The organism is Paractinoplanes rishiriensis (assembly GCF_016862375.1).
Taxonomy (GTDB): Bacteria; Actinomycetota; Actinomycetes; order Mycobacteriales; family Micromonosporaceae; genus Actinoplanes; species Actinoplanes rishiriensis.
In genome coordinates, this window is record NZ_BOMV01000048.1 from 1 (window position 1) to 19,937 (window position 19,937).

The 19,937-nt window shown below is 71.6% G+C and carries 17 protein-coding genes; 5 read left to right on the top strand and 12 right to left on the bottom strand.

Annotation, left to right across the window (positions count from 1 at the left end; all coding sequences use genetic code 11):
* Positions 1-323: 323 nt before the first annotated feature.
* The 3 genes from Ari01nite_RS19710 to Ari01nite_RS19720 are packed head-to-tail and all read right to left on the bottom strand — an operon-like array spanning position 324 to position 4,604.
* Positions 324-740, bottom strand: coding sequence for a TFIIB-type zinc ribbon-containing protein (locus Ari01nite_RS19710; protein ID WP_438872202.1), 417 nt, complete (start codon positions 738-740; stop codon positions 324-326).
* Position 741: 1 nt separating this feature from the next.
* On the bottom strand, positions 742-2,097 hold the full coding sequence (locus Ari01nite_RS19715) for a glycosyltransferase 87 family protein (protein WP_203782739.1): 1,356 nt from the start codon (positions 2,095-2,097) through the stop codon (positions 742-744).
* Positions 2,094-4,604, bottom strand: a complete 2,511-nt coding sequence (locus tag Ari01nite_RS19720; RefSeq protein WP_438872203.1) for a putative bifunctional diguanylate cyclase/phosphodiesterase — start codon at positions 4,602-4,604, stop codon at positions 2,094-2,096. The genes Ari01nite_RS19715 and Ari01nite_RS19720 overlap by 4 nt, the downstream gene beginning before the upstream one ends.
* Positions 4,605-5,092: 488 nt before the next feature.
* Between Ari01nite_RS19720 and moaC the strand changes: the two genes are divergently transcribed.
* From moaC to Ari01nite_RS19740, 4 genes are read left to right on the top strand one after another with little or no spacing between them, the layout of a single operon-like run.
* Complete coding sequence (gene moaC, locus Ari01nite_RS19725) at positions 5,093-5,584, top strand: cyclic pyranopterin monophosphate synthase MoaC (RefSeq protein WP_203782740.1); 492 nt, start codon at positions 5,093-5,095, stop codon at positions 5,582-5,584.
* Positions 5,557-6,060: a MogA/MoaB family molybdenum cofactor biosynthesis protein gene (locus Ari01nite_RS19730; protein ID WP_203782741.1), complete on the top strand. Its 504-nt coding sequence runs from the start codon at positions 5,557-5,559 to the stop codon at positions 6,058-6,060. The genes moaC and Ari01nite_RS19730 overlap by 28 nt, the downstream gene beginning before the upstream one ends.
* Positions 6,061-6,069: 9 nt before the next feature.
* A complete protein-coding gene (locus Ari01nite_RS19735) occupies positions 6,070-7,299 on the top strand; it encodes a molybdopterin molybdotransferase MoeA (RefSeq protein WP_239162858.1) in 1,230 nt (409 codons plus the stop codon).
* Entirely contained in the window at positions 7,296-7,721 is a 426-nt protein-coding gene (locus Ari01nite_RS19740; protein ID WP_203782742.1) for a molybdenum cofactor biosynthesis protein MoaE, read from the top strand. Before Ari01nite_RS19735 ends, Ari01nite_RS19740 begins: the two co-directional genes overlap by 4 nt.
* Here Ari01nite_RS19740 and Ari01nite_RS19745 read toward each other — a convergent pair.
* The 4 genes from Ari01nite_RS19745 to Ari01nite_RS19760 all read right to left on the bottom strand — a co-directional run bounded on the left by Ari01nite_RS19745 (position 7,708) and on the right by Ari01nite_RS19760 (position 11,688).
* Positions 7,708-9,075, bottom strand: coding sequence for a glycosyltransferase 87 family protein (locus tag Ari01nite_RS19745; RefSeq protein ID WP_203782743.1), 1,368 nt, complete (start codon positions 9,073-9,075; stop codon positions 7,708-7,710). The two genes, Ari01nite_RS19740 and Ari01nite_RS19745, sit on opposite strands and share 14 nt — an antisense overlap.
* Before the next feature lie 143 nt (positions 9,076-9,218).
* Positions 9,219-9,722, bottom strand: coding sequence for a DoxX family membrane protein (locus tag Ari01nite_RS19750; protein ID WP_203782744.1), 504 nt, complete (start codon positions 9,720-9,722; stop codon positions 9,219-9,221).
* Between the two features lie 27 nt (positions 9,723-9,749).
* Positions 9,750-10,955, bottom strand: a complete 1,206-nt coding sequence (locus tag Ari01nite_RS19755) for an ATP-binding protein (protein WP_203782745.1) — start codon at positions 10,953-10,955, stop codon at positions 9,750-9,752.
* Positions 10,956-11,055: 100 nt separating this feature from the next.
* A complete protein-coding gene (locus Ari01nite_RS19760) occupies positions 11,056-11,688 on the bottom strand; it encodes an LppU/SCO3897 family protein (protein WP_203782746.1) in 633 nt (210 codons plus the stop codon).
* Between the two features lie 136 nt (positions 11,689-11,824).
* Here Ari01nite_RS19760 and Ari01nite_RS19765 point away from each other — a divergent pair, with 136 nt between their 5' ends.
* Positions 11,825-12,514, top strand: a complete 690-nt coding sequence (locus tag Ari01nite_RS19765; protein WP_239162859.1) for a prepilin peptidase — start codon at positions 11,825-11,827, stop codon at positions 12,512-12,514.
* Here the strand turns inward: Ari01nite_RS19765 and Ari01nite_RS19770 are convergent.
* From Ari01nite_RS19770 to Ari01nite_RS19790, 5 genes are all read right to left on the bottom strand, one after another.
* Complete coding sequence (locus Ari01nite_RS19770; RefSeq protein WP_203782747.1) at positions 12,501-15,638, bottom strand: UvrD-helicase domain-containing protein; 3,138 nt, start codon at positions 15,636-15,638, stop codon at positions 12,501-12,503. The two genes, Ari01nite_RS19765 and Ari01nite_RS19770, sit on opposite strands and share 14 nt — an antisense overlap.
* 74 nt (positions 15,639-15,712) lie before the next feature.
* Complete coding sequence (locus Ari01nite_RS19775) at positions 15,713-16,960, bottom strand: metallophosphoesterase (RefSeq protein WP_203782748.1); 1,248 nt, start codon at positions 16,958-16,960, stop codon at positions 15,713-15,715.
* 47 nt (positions 16,961-17,007) lie between these two features.
* Positions 17,008-17,250: a MoaD/ThiS family protein gene (locus Ari01nite_RS19780; RefSeq protein WP_203782749.1), complete on the bottom strand. Its 243-nt coding sequence runs from the start codon at positions 17,248-17,250 to the stop codon at positions 17,008-17,010.
* Between the two features lie 2 nt (positions 17,251-17,252).
* Positions 17,253-18,260, bottom strand: coding sequence for a GTP 3',8-cyclase MoaA (gene moaA, locus Ari01nite_RS19785; RefSeq protein WP_239162871.1), 1,008 nt, complete (start codon positions 18,258-18,260; stop codon positions 17,253-17,255).
* Between the two features lie 203 nt (positions 18,261-18,463).
* Positions 18,464-19,216 carry a methyltransferase domain-containing protein gene (locus Ari01nite_RS19790; protein ID WP_203782750.1) on the bottom strand — a complete coding sequence of 251 codons (753 nt, stop codon included), beginning with the start codon at positions 19,214-19,216 and terminating at the stop codon, positions 18,464-18,466.
* Positions 19,217-19,937 lie beyond the last annotated feature (721 nt).

Below are 19,937 nucleotides of genomic sequence, written 5' to 3' on the forward strand. Positions count from 1 at the left end.
GGCGCGGATTCCTCGGCAAGGCGGCGCGGATTCCTCGGCAAGGCGGCGCGGATTCCTCGGCAAGGCGGCGCGGATTCCTCGGCAAGGCGGCGCGGTCGGCGGGGCACGGGACAGACTCGCGCGCCTCCGGACGACCTTGAGTCGCCCCACCAGGAGCCTGAGCTGGCGCGTGCCTGTGCGGATCTTGGCGGATTGGTTGCGGGTGGGCGGGGCTCGTGGCTCGTGGCTGCCCGTGTTGCTGGGAGTTTGTTTGATCGGGGTGGAGCGGAAATGAAAAACCCACGCCGGGGGCCTCGCCGGCGTGGGTTGGTGGGCTGTGGTGCTCAGTCGAACAGGTCGTGCAGGAAGCTCTTGCGGCGGCCTTGGCGGTAGTGGCCGTGGTGGCCGGGCTGGCGGCGGTAGTGGCCGTGGTGGCCGTAAGCGGGGGCCGGGGCCGGCGGGTAGCCGTGGGCGGCGGGCTGGCCGTAGGCCGGAGCGGGGGGTGGGGCGTAGCCGCCGCCGTGGGCCGGCGGGGGCGGTGGCGGGGCGTAGCCGCCGGGCTGGGGTGCGGGCGGGGCGGCCTGCGGGCGGGCCGGAGGGGGAGCCTGCCGGGTGTTGAAGCTGGCCTCGGCCTCGAACAGTTTTTCGAGCTCACCGCGGTCGAGGAAGATGCCGCGGCACTCGGTGCACTGATCGACCGTGACGCCGCTGCGCTCGTACACTCGCATCTCGCCGTGACACTTCGGACAGGTCATCTGCATCTCACAGACGGTACAAGGCTGTGTCACCTTCCGGGCGGCGTCCGGCTGTGTGGTTCCTGAGTACCAGGGCGGGGGCCCAGATCAGGAACGCGATCGGGTACAGCACGTAACCGAAACGGGTGGTGGGCATCAGCAGGATCGCGGCCAGCAGGCCCCACCCGCAGATCAGGGACGCGGCCGCCGCGGTGGTCGGTGGGCGGCGCACCATCCGTACGCCAATGAATGCCGCGACCGTGAGCAGCAGACCCAGCGCAACCAAACGGCCGGCCGGGGCGTGCTGGGCGATCAGGTAGCCCGGGAAGGGCGACTGGGCGGGGCTGGTCACCAGACCGTGGCCCAGCGGGAAGCGGAGCACGTTCTCGACCAGGGCGTCCGGGTCGACCAGCAGCGGAGCGATGAGGACGAGTACGGGCAGGCCGAGCGCGCCGGGCAGCAGCGGGCGGGCGCGGCGGTCGGCTATCGCGAGGATCACCAGGACGGCCACGACGGGCAGCGCGAACAGCTTCATCGCGGCGGCGGCACCGACCGCGAGGCCGGCCCACCCGAACCGGCCGGTCGCTACGAGCGCGAGCGCCAGCAGGCAGAGAGCCAGCACGGGAATGTCGTCGCCGCCGGTGGCCAGGGTGAGGGCACAGACCGGCACGACCGTCGCCGCCTGGATGGCCCGCACGAGCAACGGCGGAAAAGCACCGAGGGGGCCCGCCGCAGAGGACGGATAGGGCGCGCCGGGCTCGGAGGGTGCGGACTGGGAGGGTGCGGAGTGCACGGAGTGGCCAGGGCGCAGCAGGTGGATCGCGGTCAGGAGGGCCGCCGCGGTGGCAGCGGCGAACCAGATGCGGGCATCGGTCCACCAGAAATCGCCTAAAACCGCCTTTGGCAGGCCGAAAACTGACATGGCCGGCTGATACGGGCTGTAACCCATCAGGCGCTCGTCGAGCGGCAACCCGGCTATCGCGGAGCGGCCCAGGTAGGGCGTGCCGTCGTCGAGGAGGCGGGCGCCCATGTGCTCGACCACCAGGACCTCCTCCTGGGCGCGGTCGGTGCGGCCGCCGGCGCGCTGGATGGACTGCACCAGCAGCGGCAGGAGTGCGGCACCCGCCCACGTGGCCCAGGCCAGCGCCGCCCGGACCCGGGTGCCGGCCACCTCGGGGAAGCGCGTGCGGAGCGTGAGCTGGGTGATCACGACGACGGTTGCCACCGCGTACGCCCATGCGGCTATGGCGCCCCACGCACGGTGCGGCAGCAGCGTCGAAGTCAGCGCAGTGATCGCGGCGAAGGCCGCCGAGATCAGATAGAGCGCCAGGTCTGCTGCCAGGCCGCCGGCCGCTCGGTCCAGGCGGGTGAGCAGGTGGGTCACGCGGGCAAGTGTGGCAGAGTCCGTCCGGAACCCGGGGACCTGCGGCGCTGCATGCGAACCACGGCGCCGACGTCGTGCAGGGGTGCGGCCAGCGCGCCGGGGCGGCCGCCGGAGCCGCGCTGGAGGGTGCCGAGCAGGCGGGCCGACGACATCGGGCGGGCGAAGAGGTGGCCCTGGCCCGCCACGCAGCCCAGCTCCCAGAGGGCGTGGCGCTGGGGTTCGCTCTCGACGCCCTCGGCGATCACCGTCAGGTGCAGACTGCGGGCCAGGTCGACGGTGGAGCGGATCACCGCGGCGGCCTCGGAGGAGGTTTCCACCGTACCGACGAAGCCTTGGTCGATCTTGAGTTGGTTGACCGGGATGTGGGACAGCACCGAGAGCGGGGAAACGCCGGTGCCGAAGTCGTCCAGGGCCAGGCGGACGCCGGCCTCGCGGAGTTCGTTCAGTGCGCGGCCGACCACGTCCAGTTGACTGATCGTGAGGGTCTCGGCCAGTTCGAGGACCAGGCGGTCGGCGGGGGTGCCGTGCCGTTCCAGGCGGGCCAGCACGGTGGCCGGGAACCGCGGGTCGAGCAGGCTGCGCGGCGACACGTTGACCGCGACCGGCAGGTCGAAGCTCGCCTCGCGCCAGATCTCGGCGGCCGACAGGGCCTGGTCGAGCACGGCGTCGGCGAACGCGGACAGCTGGCCGGAGCGCTCCACCGTCTCGAGGAACTGCATCGGGGTGAGGTAGCCGTGTTCGGGGTGCTGCCAGCGGGCCAGCGCCTCGGCCGAGATCACCTCGCCGCTGCCCAGGTCGACGATGGGCTGGAAGTCGACCACGAACTCGTGCTCGGCGACCGCGCGGTGCAACTCGCCGCCCAGCATGAGCCGGTCGACGTCGGCAGTGTCCTGGGCGTGCGCGTATGTCGCGGTGCGCTGGCCGCCGCGTTTGGCCTGGTACATGGCGATGTCAGCGCGACGCATCAGCTCGTTGACGCCGCCGCTGCCGGGGGCCAGCGCGATGCCGCCGGCCGCCTCGACGGTGATCTGCATGCCCTCGACCTCGAGGCTGCCCTCGAGCGCGGTCAGCATCTGCTCGGCGCGGTGCGTGGCCAGCGCGGGGGTCAGCAGGTTGACCAGCAGGACCGCGAACTCGTCGCCGCCGAGCCGGGCCACCAGGTCGCCGGGGGCCGCGGCACTGCCGAGCCGATGCGCCACCGTCCGCAGCACCTCGTCGCCGGCGCCGTGGCCCAGCGTGTCGTTGACCTCCTTGAAGTGGTTGAGGTCGATGAGCAGCAGCGCGACCAGGCCGTCCTCGGTGTGGCCGGCGAAGTAGGCGTCGGCCCGCTCGTACAGCTCGCGGCGGTTGGCCAGGCCGGTCAGCGGGTCGTGGGCGGCGTCGAAGGCGTTCTGCTCGTTGAGCCGCTGGAGTTCCGCGTACGCCGAGGCGTTGCGGATCGCGGTGCACACCGCCGAGGCGAACGTCTTGAGCTTGTACTGCTCGAACTCGGTCAGCTTGACCTTGCCGTAGAAGCCGAGCACCAGCAGACCGGCCCGGTAGCTGCGGTCGCGGGTCTCCAGATCGGCGGTGGTGGCGGTGGGATCGTCGTACTTCCGCGGGCCGGGGCCGTCGAACGTGACACCGCCGGCGTTCGCCCGGACCACCCTGTCCAATCCGGACGACGTCAGGTCGATCTCCACCTCATCGGCCGAGAACAGTCGCGCCCCCTGAGTGGCCGCCACGCACAGCACGTGGTTGAGGTCGACCGAGCTCAGTTCGTCGGTGATGTCGGCCAGCTGCCGCCAGGAACTGCGCTCCTCCCGGGTGCGCAGCCGGCTCGACTGCCACAGGTAGAGACAGGCGACCAGCAGCGGCACGAAGCCGAGCAGCAGCAGGTTGGCGTCGGAGAGCACCACCTCGATGATGTAGACGACGGTGACCAGCCGGACCAGGTTGGTCAGCACCCGGCCGCCGAGGTCCTGGCGGAACGCCTTGATGGGGCCGGTGCGTGAGGCGAGCGCGATGACCGGGTGGAACAGCAGTTCGTCGACCAGCCAGAAGGCCAGGTACGCCAGGATCACGGCGCCGGCGGTGGGCTGGGGCTGCCCGACGAGCGTCAGGACGGTGCCGGCCGCACTGACCGCGAGCACCTCCTTGGCCACCGAGAAGACGGCCTTGTGCGGGGCGACGCGGGTCCAGATCTTGACCGTGGCGAGGCTTGCCGCGGTCAACAGCACCACCCAGGGCCCGGGCAGCAGGACGAGCCCGACGAGGACCGGGATCTCGTTCCAGGTGGTCGCATTTTTGCTGGAACCGAACCGGACGTAGACCTTGAACCGGTTGGCGGTGACCGAGCCGGCGTAGATGAGCAGCAGTAACACCGGGTTCGGCAGGGGGAGCGAGCTGGCCACCGCATACCAGACATTGAGCCCGGCGGCACCGAGGGCCAAAACGACGACGAGACCGATGAGCAGCCGGAGCTGCCGATCGGTCGCGTCGTCGTTGGAACTCGGGATCAACCGCAAAGTAGTCGTCCTGTCGCCGAGCGCAGCGGAAGGGTCCGGGCTCAAGCGTATTCATCAACGCGCCGTAGCGCGACGTCTCACTCCCAGTCGAGAGTCTTCATTCTTCTTCTCCTCGCAAAGCGGGACCCAAGGGAAGCTCGGATGCCTGGTGGACCGGGTGATTCGTCGCGACGCAGGGAACGATATGTGAGCATGCATGGTCGTCCAACCGATTCGTGTCGGTATGCGCAGAAAGCGAGAATCGCCCGGCCGGTCGTTACACGGCGTCCCGGAATGGGAACTCAGAGCTACCCGAATCGACGATTTGGTCGTCGTGTCCACATAGCAGAGTGTGCTGTTTGTATAACGCTACGGATTGACAAATCAACTCACTTATCCGTAGCGACTCTGGGCTCTCTGACCTGGGCATAGATCATGAAAACTGTCGTACATGAATTGTGGGCCCCGCGCAGCGTAAGAGCGAACTGGACCTTCTATAAACTCCCGGTATGCCCGACGAATCCCTGCTCACTCACGTCGACGAGACGGGCGCAGCCCGCATGGTAGACGTTTCGGCTAAGGCGGTAAGTGTCCGGCGAGCGGTGGCCGCCGGACGGGTGGTCACCACACCCGAGGTGATCGCACTGCTACGCGCTGATGATCTGCCGAAGGGTGACGCCCTCGCGGTGGCCCGGCTCGCCGGCATCATGGGCGCCAAGCGCACGCCCGACCTCATCCCGCTCTGTCACCCGATCGGGCTGCACGGCGTGGTGGTCGATCTCGAACTGACCGAGTCGACCGTCGAGATCACCGCGACCGCCAAGACGGCCGACCGCACCGGCGTCGAGATGGAGGCGCTCACCGCGGTGGCCACGGCCGGCCTCGCGGCCATCGACATGATCAAGGCGGTGGACCCGGCAGCCAGCATCGAGGGGGTGCGGGTGCTGCGCAAGGAGGGCGGCAAGACCGGGGAGTGGGTACGCCCGGAGGACCGGCCGTGAGAGCGCTGGTGATCGTGGCGAGCAACCGGGCGGCCGCGGGCGTCTACGCCGACACCAGCGGCCCCCGCCTGGTGGCCGGCCTGCGCGACCTCGGCTGCGAGGTGGGGGACCCGATCGTGGTGCCGGACGGCGAACCGGTCAGCGCCGCCCTGCGCGCGGCCGTGGCCGAGGGCTACGACGTCGTGCTGACCAGCGGCGGCACCGGGGTGACACCGACCGACCGGACGCCCGAGGCTACCCGGGGCTTGCTCGACTTCGAGGTGCCCGGCATCGCCGAGGCCATCCGCGCGTACAGCCGCGACCGGGTGCCGGCCGCCGCGCTGTCCCGTGGCCTGGCCGGCGTCGCCGGCCGAACCCTGATCGTCAACCTGCCCGGCTCGGCCGGTGGGGCCAAGGACGGCCTCGCGGTCCTCGGCCCGGTGCTGTGGCACACCGTCGACCAGATCAACGGCGGCGATCACCCGCAGGGTGGATAGGCTCGACCGGTGAGCGGTGACGACGTGGACCCGGTGGACTGGGAAAAGGCGCGGGAGTTGGCCTACGCGGCGGGCCGGGAGGCGGCCGGCGCCACCGAGGTGGTCTCGCTGCCGGACGCCGACGGCCGGACCCTGGCCGAGCCCCTGCGCGCGCTCACCGATCTGCCCGCGTTCCCCACCTCGAGCATCGACGGCTGGGCGGTGCGCGGCCCGCAGCCGTGGCGGCCGGTCGGCCGGGTGCTGGCCGGCGGCGTCGCGCCCGCGCTGGAGGCCGACGGCACCTGCGTCGAGATCGCCACCGGCGCCATGGTGCCGGCCGGTGCCGCCGCCCTGCTGCGCGTCGAGGAGTCCACTCGCGACAATGCCGGGCTGGTCAGCGGGACGCCGCGGGAGACGCCCGAGTGGCGGCTGCCCGGCGAGGAGGCACACAAGGACGAGGAACTGCTGCCGGCCGGGACGGCCGTCGACCCGGCGGTGATCGGGGTGGCGGCCACCTGCGGGTACGAGACGCTGACCGTGTACCGCCGGCCGCGGGCGGCGCTGCTGGTCTTCGGCGACGAGCTGCTCACCGCGGGCACGCCGGGCGCCGGCCGGGTGCGCGACTCGCTCGGTCCGCAGGTGCCGGGCTGGTTACGCCGGTGCGGCGCCACCGTCGACCCGGCCGCGATCGCCGGGCCGGTGCAGGACACGTTCGAGGCCCATCTCGCCGCGGTCCGCGGCGCGCTGGCCACGGCCGACCTGGTCTGCACCACCGGCGGCACCATGCACGGCCCGGTCGACCACCTGCACCCGACCTTGGCCGAGCTGAACGCCGAGTACGTGGTGAACACCGTCGCGGTCCGCCCCGGCTTCCCGATGCTGCTGGCCCGGGTGCCCGGTCCGGACGGCCGGCCCCGGTTCCTGGCCGGGCTGCCCGGCAACCCGCAGTCCGCGGTGATCGCCCTGATCACCCTGGTGGTGCCGCTGCTGGCCGGCCTGCAGGGCCGGGCGCTGCCGGCGCTGACCGTGGTCGAGGCGGCCACCGCCGTGCCGGGCCGCGGCGACTTCACCCACCTCGCGCTGGCCACGCTCGGCCACGATGGACGGTCGGCCACCCCGGCCGGGCACGTGGGCTCGGCGATGCTGCGCGGACTGTCCACCTCGCACGGTTTCGTCGCGGTCCGTCCCGGCACCAGCGCCGCCGCCGGTGATCTGGTCCCGTTCCTGCCGTTGCCGCTGACTCCCGGGGAGCGCCGATGACCGGCATCATCGCGATCGCCGAGGTGCTGGATGTGCCCCTCGACCTGGCCGCGCACGAAAAGGCGGTGGCCGACCGGCGGGCCGGCGCGGTGGTCACCTTCCAGGGCGTGGTCCGCGACCATGACCACGGCCGCGGGGTGACCCTGCTGGAGTACGAGGGACACCCGAGCGCCGCGGCGATCCTGCGCGAGGTCGCCACCGAGATCGCGGCCGACCCGGACGTCTACGCCATCGCCGTCTCGCACCGGATCGGGACGCTGGCGATCGGCGACGTGGCCCTGGCCGCCGCGGTCAGCACCGCGCACCGGGCCGCCGCGTTCGCCGCCTGCGCCCGGCTCGTCGACGAGGTCAAGGCACGGCTGCCGATCTGGAAGCGGCAGGTCTTCTCCGACGGCACCGAGGAATGGGTCAACTGCCCCTAGGCCCGGGGATGGCCGGGGTGCGGCGGGCCGGGGCCGGTCCGCGCCGGACCGGGATGGCCGACGCCACACCGGGCCGCCAGGGCAGCACGTTGAGCAGCAGGATCAGTACGAACGCGTACCCGTTCCAGCCGGCCGTCCAGATCGGATCGAGCACCAGCAGCAAATAGATCAGGGCGGCCGCGACCGCGTAGCCGGCACCGGGCACCCGGCGCGGCCGCAGCGGCCGGCGGGCCGGGAAACGCTGCCGGGCCGCGGCGTCCACCAGGATCAGCACGGCCGGCAGGATCCAGATCAGCTCGTGGATGCGGCTGACCGGGCCGATCGCCGCCGCGGTGAGGCCGACCAGGGTGAAGGCCGCGATCTCGTCGCCGTCGGCGTGTGCCGAGCGGGCCCGGATCAGGCCCACCGCGAGCAGCAGTACGGCGAACGACAGCCAGATGAGCACCGGGGTGCCGGCCGTGTCGTACAGCCGGTCCAGCACCCCGGCCAGCGACTGGTTGGCCGGTGCGTCCGGCGGGCCGGACCGGTCGATCTGGGGGAGCACCGAGCCGAACCAGGCCGCGGTGGTGCCGGGCGCGATCAGGGCGGCCCCGGTCAGCAGCGTCGCGGTGGTGCCGAGGGCGATCAGCGCGGCCCGCCACTGCCGGCTCACCATCAGGTAGAGAAGGAAGATTGCGGGACTCACCGCGAGCGCGGTGGCGATGCCGATGCCGACGCCGGCCCAGGTCCCGGTGGCCCAGCCGCGCCGCAGCACGGCAACGGGAGATCGGTCGGCCCAGCCGCGGCGCAGCGCGGAGGCCGACGAACGTACCGGTTGGGAGGCGGGCGGTCCCGGCCACCAGGCCGCCCGGCTGCGCGCCCAGGCACTCCGGCGCAGCGCCACCACGTCGGCCGTGACCAGTGCGAACAGCAGCAGGTCGAGGGCGCCGAGGCCGAGTGTCGAGCGGACCGGCTCGGTCAGCAGCGCCAGCGCGGCGGCGACCAGGACGGTCCGGCCGCGGGGCTTGCCGTAGCGGCGGGCGACCGGGCCGGCCAGCGCGACCAGGCCCAGCACCAGGGCGGCCAGGCCGGCCAGGGCGAGCAGCCAGCCGGTGACCGGCAGTGGCAACCGGGCCGCGGGGGCCAGCAGCAGCGCGGCCACCGGGGACAGGGCGGTGCCGACCCGGTGGTCCGGCGAGCGGTACGCGTACAGGCCCTCGCCCTGCCACCAGTCCCGGATCGCCGCGTGGTCGACCCCGAGCCAGCTCAACGCGTACCGCTGCTGGTAAAGAAGGATCGCCAGGCCGGCGCCGAGGCACAGCAGAGTGACCACGGCGGACCTCTTGATCCGCGCGTGCGCGTGCAACGCCTGCATGGCGCGACCCCCGTCGCTTCTCGTCCCCGGGCACGGCACGGCCCGCGGCCGGGCGAAAGCGAGCTTAGAAGGCGCAGGCCAACCGCGCGGCCCCTCGTCCGCTTAACGGGAAGATCGCGACAAAAGTTGCCTTAAGGACAGGCCTAACCGGGCAATCTACGCGCGGCGGATGCGGACATCGCGGCGATCCTGGCGTCCCGCTTAGCCGACCGGACCGCCCGCCGCATCGAGCGCTGCGAGCGGTCGACCGCGTGCGAGGTGCGGTAACGCAGGCCGGGGCGGCCCTCGGTGTCGACCGCGGCCAGCAGCAGGCCGCCGAGCAGGCCGAGATTGCGGAGGGCGTCCTGCCGGCCGGCAGCCACCGTGGCGGGCACCAGGCCGGCCGCGAGCAGCGCCGCCGCGGGCCGGGTGAAATGTCCGGTGGCCAGCGCCAGGCCGGCCGCCACGTCACTGACCGCCTTGATCCGGACGAGGCTGCGGGCGTCGGTGGGTATGCGCGGGTCGACCTTTTCCAGCAGCGGCCCGACGCGATCGGTGACCCGGCGTGCGGTGGCGGCGGACGCGTCGGGGTTGAGGAGGACTCGGATCCCGCCGGCCACGAAGATCGAGGCGAGCATGGCGCGGGCCGCGGTGCGTACGGGCTTCATGAAGTGGTTATACCCGTCAGACGGGCATCACACCGGCTGGGTTCGCAGGTACCTGCCGAAGTGCGGGACCGTGAAGGCGACCGTGCCGCGCTCGCCGGAGTAGATCAAACCCTTCTTGATCAGGGCGTCCCGGGCCGGGGAGAGGCTGGCCGGCTTGCGGCCGAGCGCGGTGGCGATCTCGGCGGTCGGTACCGCGGCGTCCATGTCGTTGTCCGGTTCGCCGGAAAGCGCGGCCATCGCACGCATGTACTCGCGTTCGGCGGGGGTGGCCCGCTCGAAGCGCGACCCGAAGAAACCGACCGCCAGTTCGGCCTCGGCCTCGGGGGCGGCCACCCGCACGTCGGCGTCGGTGACCGGGGACTGCGGGGCGTGGTCCCAGGTGGCTTTCCCGTACGCCTGCACGAAGTAGGGGTATCCGCCGGACTTCTCGTAGAGCAGGTCGAGCGCCTTCGCCTCGTATTCCACGTCCTCGCGGGCGGCCGGTGCACACAGCGCCAGATCGGCTGCCACCCGGTCGAGGCGGTCGATCCGCTGGTACCGGAAGAGGCGTTCGGAGTACGACTTGGCGGCGGACAGCACGGCCGGCAGGTGCGGCAGTCCGGCACCCACCACGATCAGCGGCGCACCCAGCTGGGACAGCTCGTGGCAGGCGGCGCACAGCGCGGACACGTCGGCCGGACCGAGGTCTTGCATCTCGTCGATGAACAGGGCGATGCCGGTGCCCACGTCGGTGGCCAGCGAGGCGGCGTCGGTGAACAGCTCGACCAGGTCGATCTCGATGTCGCCGGAGTCGGCCCGGCCGCGGGCCGGCGGCACGTCGATGCCGGGCGCCCAGCGGTCGCGGATCTTGCCGTTCGGGTCGTTGGCCCGCAGCGCGAACGCCTTGAGCACCCCGAGCACCTCGTCGACCCGGTCCGGGTTGCGGTGGTGCGGCGCCAACTCGCGGATCGCCATGTGCAGGGCGGCCGAGACCGGGCGGCGCAGCGACTGGTCGGGTCGCGCCTCGATCTTGCCGGTGCCCCAGAGCCGGCCGATGGCGGCCGAGCGCAGGGTGTTGAGCAGCACGGTCTTGCCGACGCCGCGCAGGCCGGTGAGGACCAGGCTGCGCTCCGGGCGGCCGCGGGCGACCCGCTCCAGCACCACGTCGAACGCGTCCAGCTCGCGGCCGCGCCCGGCCAGCTCGGGCGGGCGCTGGCCGGCGCCGGGGGCGTAGGGATTCCGTACCGGATCCACGGATAGCACCGTATCGGGTCATCTAGCGAAATAGCTAGAGTCCACTATTAAAAGCTCTCGTGGGTCGTCTACCAAGATCTAGCTCTACAGCTAGAGTCCGCTAGAGCTGCTTATGTTCCTTGAGGCACAGCACGAAGTCGAGCTCGTCGAACGGGCTGTCGTAGAAGTACCACTTCGTATAGCCCTGCACGTCGGAGCACTTGGACTCGGCGTCCTTCTCGCCCGTGGTGCGGCCGGCCACCCGCTTGAGGACCTCGAAGCTGCCGGTGGTGCAGGCGATCGCGCGCATCTCGGGCTGCTCGTCGGTGCCCTCGTTGACGACGCAGTCGCCCACCTTGACGTTGAAGCGGGCGTCCTCGCTGCCGACCGGTGCCGCGCCGGGCTTGTTGGAGGGCGCGGCCGACGACAGGGTCTGCGGCTCACCGCGGTCGCTGCGCTCCTTGAGCAGCCACGCGGTTGCCCCCAGCCCGACGCAGACCAGCACGCCGAGGGTCACCACCAGCGCGATCATCGGGGTGTTCCGCTTCGGTGGCGCCGGTGGAGACGGGTTGGCCCAGCCTGGCGCCGAGTGGTACGAGACCGGCTGTTGCGGAACCGACGGCGGATGCGCGCCCCAGGCTGGGTCGGGCACCGTGGAGCCGTGTTCGCCCCATGGGTCGGCGGGTTCGGCGTACGGCTCGTCGGAGCTCCCCTGCGACCACGGCGGGCCGGAGTACGGGCCGTTCTGCGACATCTGGGAATCCTCCGGAAGCGGTCTTCGCTGCCTGCCACCGTAGCGTGCGGACAGTACGCAAACCCGCACGGAATCGCCAGGGTTGTCGGCAACACGACCCGCACGTCACACACCTGGGCCGATACCCTGCACGGTCGTGTCGCCACTCCTCGTGATCTCCGCCGCCGTCTTCGGCGCGGCAACCGCCGCCTTCCTCCCCCGGCTCGCCGAGCGCCTCGCGGTGCGTAACGGCGAGGGCGTCCGGCAGAGCTGCGCGGTCTGCTCACGGCCGTTCTCCCCCGGCATGCATGGTTGGGTACGGGTGGGAGCGGCGTGCGCCTGCACCGGCGGGTGCCTGCGGGTCGTGTCGACCGGTGCGGCGGTGGCCACCGCCCTGGCCGTTGCGGTCGGGCCGCTCCCGCTGCTGCCGGTCTATCTGCTGGCGGCGGTGCCGGCGCTGCTGCTCGCGATGATCGACGTGCGCTGCCTGCGACTGCCCGACCCACTGGTCGCGGCACTTGTCGTGATCGCGGGTGTCCCGCTCGGCGTGCTGCGGCCCGAGCAGATCGGAACGGCGCTCGCTGCGGGTGTGGGCGCGCTGGTCGCGTACGGGATCATTGCTCTGTTGCCTTGGCGCGGCCTCGGACTCGGCGACGTGAAGCTGGCCGCCGCACTTGCCCTGATCCTGGGATTCACCGGCACCGACGCCGTGCTCGCCGGCGTGCTGACCGCGCACCTGATCATCGGACCGGTCGCGATGTTCCGGCTGATCACCGGGCCTCGGCGGGCGATACCCTTCGGGCCCGCGCTGCTGGCCGGCGCCCTGATCGCGATTACAACAGCCTGAGCTGACGATCCTTCGGCCGGGCGGGCACGGTGTCGCCGAGCCGCTCGAACAGCCCCGAGTCGATCACGTCCAGGAACGGCGTGGGCGACTGCTCCCGCTCGCTGCCGTGCCGGAACCGGCGAGCCGCGTGCGAGACATAGAGCCGGTCCTGCGCCCGGGTCACCCCCACGAAGAACAGCCGGCGCTCCTCGGCCACGTCGTCGTCGGTCGGCGTGCTACCCGGCCAGCGCAGCGGCAGCAGGCCGTCCTCGCAGCCGACCAGGAACACCACCGGGAACTCGAGGCCCTTGGCGGCGTGCAGGGTGAGCAGGTTGACCGCCTCGGCGCGCGGGTCGAGCGCGTCCACCTCGGCGCCGGTCGCGATCTCCTGGAGGAAGCGCGGCGCGTCGTCGCCGATGCGCTGGGCGAGCGGCATCAGCAGGTCGGCGGCGGCCCAGATGTCCTCGGGCGCGAGTTGCTCGGCGTCCAGCGTGGGCGCCGCGAACCGCTGGGCCAGCACCTGCGCGGTCAGCTTGACCCGGGCCGCGAGCGAACCGCCCAGCCCGCCGGCGTGCCGCAGTTCCCGGGCGATCACCTGCACCGCGGCTCGGTCGCGGAGCCGGTTGTGCGAGCGTTTCTGCACCGGCACACCGGCCCGGGACAGCGCCTCGACGATCGGACCGGATTGGCTGTCGGTGCGGTAGAGGACCGCGATGTCCGAGAAGGACAGATTGCCGGCGGTGGCCGACCGGGAGTCCACCCGGCCCGAGTCCAGCGACCGGTGCGACAGGCCGCCGACCAGGTCGTCGATGGTGCGGACCACGAAGTCGGCCTCGTCCGCGACGCTGCCGGCCGGATAGCGGCCCACCAGCGCGGCCTCCGGGTCGAGCCGGGCCGGGTCCAGTCGCCGGCCGCTGACCAGCGAGGTCGGGGCGATGGCCTGCACCGCGGCGGCCAGGATCGGCGCCGACGACCGGTAGTTGCGGGTCAGCCGCACCAGCCGGGCGTCCACGAAGTCCTCGTTGAAGCGCAGGAAGTACTTCACGTCCGCGCCGCGGAACGAGTAGATCGCCTGGTCCGGGTCGCCGATCGCGCAGAGGTTGCCGTCCGCGGGGCTGAGTAGGCGCAGCAGTTCGTACTGGACCTCGTCGACGTCCTGATACTCGTCCACGAAGATCCATTGCCACTGGCGGCGGTACTTCTCGACCAGAGCCGGCTCGTCGCGCAGCAGCGCGACCGGCAGGGCGATCAGGTCGTCGAGGTCGACCAGATCCTGCTGGCGGAGCAGTTTCGCGTACGCGAGATCGTCGTCGCCGGCCTGCTCGCGCGCCTCGGCCCGCTCCGCCTCGTCGGCGATCCGCCAGTTCGCGCCGAGCCCGGCCGCCTTGGCGTTGTCCCGCAGGATGGCCAGCCCGACCGAGTGGAACGTGCCGACCGTGATGTCCTCGGCCACGTCGCCGAGCAGCGCGTCGAGCCGCTCCTGCAACTCGGCCGCGGCCCGCCGGGTGAACGTGATGGCCAGGCAGCGGTGCGGGAAGACGCTCAGTTCGGCGCAGAGGTAGGCGATCCGGTGGGTCAGCGTCCGGGTCTTGCCGGTGCCCGGTCCGGCCACGATCAGCAGCGGTCCGCCGGGCGCCGAGGCGGCCACCCGCTGCATGGCGTCGAGGCGGTCGAGCAGCCCGGTGCCGACCTCCTCCATCCCGGCCAGCATCGGCTCGAACGGCTCGTGCGGGCTGACCGGCGCCGGCAGCGGCGGCGGGACCTTGACCTCTTTGACGGCCTTGGCGGGCTTCGGCTTCGCGGGCATCACCGCCGGCTTGCGCTGCTGCGGCAGGTCGAACAGCGTCTCCACCTGCGGCGCGTTGGACCGGTTGCGCAGCTCGCCCGGCTCGAACAGCGTGATCACGCCGTACTCGCCGTCGTAGCCCGGCACCCGCCGGACCGCGCCGCGGCGCAGCCGGTCGATCGCCTCGCGCACCTCGTCCCCGCCGGCCTGGCCGATCGCGTCCAGCGGTACGTTGCGCAGGATGTCCAGCTCCGGGCCGAGGGTGGCGACCAGGTTGTTGAGCTGTGCCTCGACGGTCTTGGACTTGGCACCGACCCCGTGCACCTCGCCGAGCACCTGGTGCAGCTGGATGAGGTGCTCGACGTGGTCGTCGCGGCGGTGCCCCACCGGCCGGTCGGCGAGGTCCTCGACCCGGCTGAGCACGCCCACGGTCAGCGGCTTGCCGCACTCGGGGCAGCGGCCACCGGCCTCGCGGGTGCGGTCCGGCTCCCAGTTCACGCCGCAGACCCGGTGGCCGTCCGCGTGGTATTTCCCCTCCTCGGGGAAGAACTCCAGGGTGCCGGCCAGGCCGCGGCCGTGCTGGACCGCGAAGTAGTCGGGCTCGCCGGTGTAGAGCGTGGCCTCCCGGGCCAGCGCGGCCGGCGAGTGGGCGTCCGAGTTGGAGACCAGGCGGTATCTGTCCAGGCTGGACACCCGCCAGTTCATCTCCGGGTCGGAGGACAGGCCGGTCTCCACCGCGGTGATGTGCCCGGCCAGGTCGGCGTAGCAGTCGGCGATCGCGTCGAAGCCGGATTTCGAGCCCAGCGCCGAGAACCACGGGGTCCAGATGTGCGCCGGCACCAGGTATCCGCCGGCCTCCAGAGTGATCTCCAGCAGGTCGCGGGAGTCGAGGCCGAGGATCGGCCGGCCGTCCGCGGTGAGGTTGCCGATCCGGCCCAGCGCGGTGTTGAACCTGGTCGCCGCCGCGAAATCCGGGACGTAGCAGAGGTGGTGCACCTTGCGGGTCCGGTCGTCGCGCTTGTAGATCGTGGAGATCTCGACGCTGAGCAGGAACCGGGCCGGCCGGGTGGATTGCAGCGAGCCGGGCAGCCGCCGGGTCACCTCGGTCTCGTCGGCCAGCCGGAACAGGCCGGGCGAGTCGTCGACCAGGCTCTCCTTGAGATGGTCGAACCAGGCCGGGTGGGTGAAGTCGCCGGTGCCCAGCAGCGCGATGCCCTTGCGCCGCGCCCACCAGGCCAGGTTGGGCAGCGTCAGGTCGCGGCTACAGGCCCGCGAATACCGGGAGTGGATGTGCAGATCCGCGACGTATGCGTCCGCGGCGACCGAGGACCCTGCGATGTCCGAGGGCACGCGCTGCATCCTGTCACGGCCTCCGGTCCACTAACTAATCGCCACGCGGCAACAAACTTACGGATCTTGATACCTGGAACAGGTCATGTCGTCCGCAACTCGATGACGGTGACCTGCGGCGGCGCGCCGACCCGCACCGGTGGTCCCCAGAACCCGGCGCCGTTGGTCACGTATACCGGAACCCCGTCCACGCGGCCGAGGCCGGAAACGACCGGCTGTTGCAGCTTGACCAGCAGGTTGAACGGTGCCATCTGGCCGCCGTGGGTGTGCCCGGAAACCTGGAGATCGACCCCGAACGGGGCCGCCTGCACGGCCGCCACGGGCTGGTGGGCCATCAGCACCACCGGCCGGGCCGGATCGCGGTCGCCGAGCGCCCGGGCGAAGTCCGGCCCGTCGCCGAACTGCTCGCCGCCGATGTCGTTGACGCCGGCCAGGTCCAGCCCGTCCAATTCGACCCGCTCGTTGCGCAGCGGTCGCAGGCCCAGCCGTGTCACCTCCTCCAACCAGGGTTCGTAGCCCGAGTAGTACTCGTGATTGCCGGTCACGAAGTACGCGCCGAGCCGCGACCTGATGCCGGCCAGCGGCGCCGCGGCCGGGCCCAGCTCCGCAACGGTGCCGTCAACCAGATCACCGACGACGCACACCATGTCCGCTTGCACCGAATTGATCAGGTCGACGATCCGGCTGACGTGCCGGCTGCCGGCGAGCGGGCCGACGTGGATGTCGGAGACGACCGCCAGGCGGGTGCCGTCCATCGCGCGCGGCAGCTTGGCCAGCGGCAGTTGGACGCGGTCGAGTTGCGGCCCGCCGAGCGCGGTCTTGACGCCGTAGCCGGTGATGCCTGCGGCGGTGAGTCCCGCGAAGATCGCCGCACCCCGGGCGAGGAGCAGGCGCCGCTCGATGCCGGATTGGTCAGAGCCTGCCTCGATGCGGGACGCGGCGCGGCTGGTGACGGTGTCGCCGGCCTCCGCCGGAAGATCGTCCACGGCGGCCGGTTCGCCCGCCGCTGTCACCGGCGACATTTCGGGCGCATGCTTCCGGTGGCGCAGCCAGAGGGACAGCGCCAGCCGCGGCACCTCGAGCACCGCCAGCGTCACCAGCAGATAGAACATCAGCGCCAGCCACATGTACCCGGGCCAGGCCAGGAACGCGATCTCCCCGCTGCGCACCCCGGCCATGGTCACCGGCACCAGGATCGCGAGCACCACCGCCGCGATCGTCCCGGCCCGCCGCGCCCGGCCGGGCCGCAACGTGTCCTTGACCAGCCGTTTCCACAGGTAATAGTGGATGAGCGCGATGACCCCGAAGACCACCCCGACGAACGCCAGCACAACTTCCTCCTCAGTGACCCCGACCGCCGTGCCGGCCAACCGGGAAGCTAGCCGCCGGCGAACGGGGGCAGGATGTCCACTGTCGCACCGTGCGGTAGCGGAGCTAGACGATCGTGGCAGGAAAGTCCGTCGACCAGGAAACTCGCGGCCTTGAGCACCAGCCCGAGCCGTTCACCGTGCCGGTCAGTGAGTAACTGCGTCAGCTCGGCCAGGGTCGCGGCCTCGGCACTCTCGGCCGAGTTCCCGTTGGCGGCGGCGCGGGCGCCCGCGAAATAACGCACGGTCAGCACGGTCAGCCCCCGATCGCGGACATCGGCCGGGCCGGCTGGAGGAAGCTGGGGTCGTCGATGCCGTGCCCCGCACGCTTGCCACGCATCGCGACCCGCCACGCCTCGGCCAGGTCGTCGTCGGAGGCCCCGCCGCGCATCAGCTTGCGCAGGTCGCTCTCCTCGGTGGCGAACAGGCAGTTGCGCACCTGCCCGTCCGCGGTCAGCCGGGTGCGGTCGCAGTCGCCGCAGAACGGCCTGGTCACGCTGCCGATGACGCCCACCCGGGCGGGCTCGCCGGCGGCGTCCAGGTGGCCCGGCACCAGCCAGGTCTCGGCCGGGGCGGTTCCACGTGAAACGGGGTCGGCCTGGAGACCGAACGGTGCCAGCGAGGCCAGAATCTCCTCGGCGGTGACCATTTCGTGGCGGTCCCACTGGTGTTGTGCGTCCAGGGGCATCTGCTCGATGAAGCGCTGCTGATATCCGTACCGCAGGGCGAAGCGCAACAGAGCCGGCGCCTCGTCCTCGTTGATCCCCCGCATCAGCACGGTGTTGATTTTGACGGGGGTGAGTCCGGCCGATGCCGCTGCCTCGAGCCCGACCAGCACGTCGGCCAGCCGATCACGGCGCGTCAGGGCCTGGAACCGCTCGGCGTCGAGCGTGTCGAGCGAGACGTTGATGCGGTCGAGTCCCGCCTCGCGCAGCGGAACCGCCATCCGCTCCAGCCCGATCCCGTTCGTGGTGACCATCAGCCGCGGTCGCGGTGTCAGTGCGGCCGCCGCCTGGATGATCCCGACCAGCCCGCGCCGCAGCAACGGCTCGCCGCCGGTGAACCGCACTTCCGTGATCCCGAGCAGCTCCACCCCGATCCGGACCAGCCGGTTGACCTCGTCATCGGTGAGTTGCTCTTCGCGCGGCAGCCAGGCCAGCCCCTCCGCCGGCATGCAATAGGTGCAGCGCAGATTGCACCGATCGGTGAGCGAAACCCGCAGATCGGTGGCCACCCGCCCGAACCGGTCGGCGAGCACGGTCAGGCCACCGCACTGAGATTCGTCGCTTTGCGCACCTCTCGAATCTATCCGCTACCAGCGCCGACCGCCCCCACCGTTTTTCGTGCGGTAGACCTCAAAACCATGCGAAGGTACGCGCGCCGTGGTGCCCCAACCGCACAGCCGCCAACCGTGGCGCACGATCGGCCGGCTGCAACAACCGGCCGTTCCCCGCTGCCGGCCCGGCGTCAGGCCTTGACGGCCTCGATCAGAAACCGCTGCGAGTGCGCGACGAACGGCCCGTCCCGCTCGATGCCGAGGTGCAGCTCCAGCAGCCGGTCCCGGTACCGCTCCACGGTGAAATCCGGAACCGTCCAGATCACCTTCCGCAGAAACACGATCACCGCCGCGACGTCGAAGAACTCCATCCGCAGCGCCTCCGGCCGCAGGTCAACCACCCGAAGCCCGGCCGCGGCCGCCGCCGCCCGCTCCCGCTCCGGGTCCCGGGCGAGATTGGGCTCCAGCGGCCCACCGTGCATGAACTCCGCCAGCTCGAACACCGACCCCGCCCCCACGTGCTGGGCGAAGTAGGTGCCCCCCGCCGCCAGCACCCGCCCGATCTCGTCGAACCGCACGGTGGCCGGGTGCCGGCTGACCACGAGATCAAAGGAGGAGTCCGCAAACGGCAGGTCGGCCCTTTCATCCACCTCGACCACCTCCGCACCCAGCGCCGCCAGCCGCTCCCGCGCGAGCACCACGTTGGGCGCCCAGCCTTCGGTGGCCTGCAGAACCGGCGGCGCCTGCGGAATCCCGGCCAGCACCTCACCCCCACCGGTCTGCACATCAAGTGCCCGAGAGGCCCGCGCCATCCGCTCACCCATGAGCCGCTGGTATCCCCACGACGGCCGCTGCTCAGTAGCCCGCCCCGCAAACCAAGAAAAGTCCCACCCGTCCACGGGCACCGCACAGCCTTCGGCCACAAGATCCTCAAACGCCTTCACCCGAGCGACCCAACCACCCAGCCATCCCCACAACAACCCGATTGTCGGCCGCCCCCGACTTGACAACCGCACCGCAGCGCGGTCCACGAGCCGGGGCAGGGGGCAGGGGGCAGGGGGCAGGGGGCAGGGGGCAGGGGGCAGGGGGCAGGGAGCCGCGCGCCGGGAGCCGCGCGCCGGGAGCCGCGCGCCGGGAGCCGTCAGCCGGGGAGCCGTCAGCCGGGAGCCGCCAGCCGTGGGCCGTTGATTACCGCCCCCGCATGCCGGGGCCCGCTCCCGCATCGCGGCCGAGATCCCGAGAGGTGGACGATCAAGCGACGCTCCGACCTTTTCCGGCATGCGCTGGCCCGCTTCCCCAACTCCGACCGGATAAAGCCGCGCGGTGGCCCTAACGCCGGGTCAACTGGGGATGGTGGAGAGTTTCTGTTCGCCTCGAACGCGAACTCTCCAAGATTGCGGTGGTCGGGCGGGTAGTCGGGCGCCGACCGGTAAGGATATTTCGGATATATCGGTCGACTCAGTTCGCGGACGATCATCCACCCGCCGGGACACCAGGCGGAGTGAAAGCCATGTAACACCCTAAAATGCCGCGCCCGATAGATGGTGGCGAGTTTCTGTTCGGCCGGACACCAACTCTCCAAGATCGCGACCCGGAGCCACCACCGGCGCATCAAGCAAATGGCGAAACTCGAGAGGAACACGCACTCCGCATGATCGGGAGTTG

Bases quoted from the DNA above. Each gene is read 5' to 3' on its own strand.
- Ari01nite_RS19710 (WP_438872202.1), bottom strand. From the start codon at position 740: ATGCAGATGACCTGTCCGAAGTGTCACGGCGAGATGCGAGTGTACGAG.
- moaC (WP_203782740.1), top strand. From the start codon at position 5,093: ATGCCCGACGAATCCCTGCTCACTCACGTCGACGAGACGGGCGCAGCC.
- Ari01nite_RS19740 (WP_203782742.1), top strand. From the start codon at position 7,296: ATGACCGGCATCATCGCGATCGCCGAGGTGCTGGATGTGCCCCTCGAC.
- Ari01nite_RS19745 (WP_203782743.1), bottom strand. From the start codon at position 9,075: ATGCAGGCGTTGCACGCGCACGCGCGGATCAAGAGGTCCGCCGTGGTC.
- Ari01nite_RS19750 (WP_203782744.1), bottom strand. From the start codon at position 9,722: ATGAAGCCCGTACGCACCGCGGCCCGCGCCATGCTCGCCTCGATCTTC.
- Ari01nite_RS19760 (WP_203782746.1), bottom strand. From the start codon at position 11,688: ATGTCGCAGAACGGCCCGTACTCCGGCCCGCCGTGGTCGCAGGGGAGC.
- Ari01nite_RS19770 (WP_203782747.1), bottom strand. From the start codon at position 15,638: ATGCAGCGCGTGCCCTCGGACATCGCAGGGTCCTCGGTCGCCGCGGAC.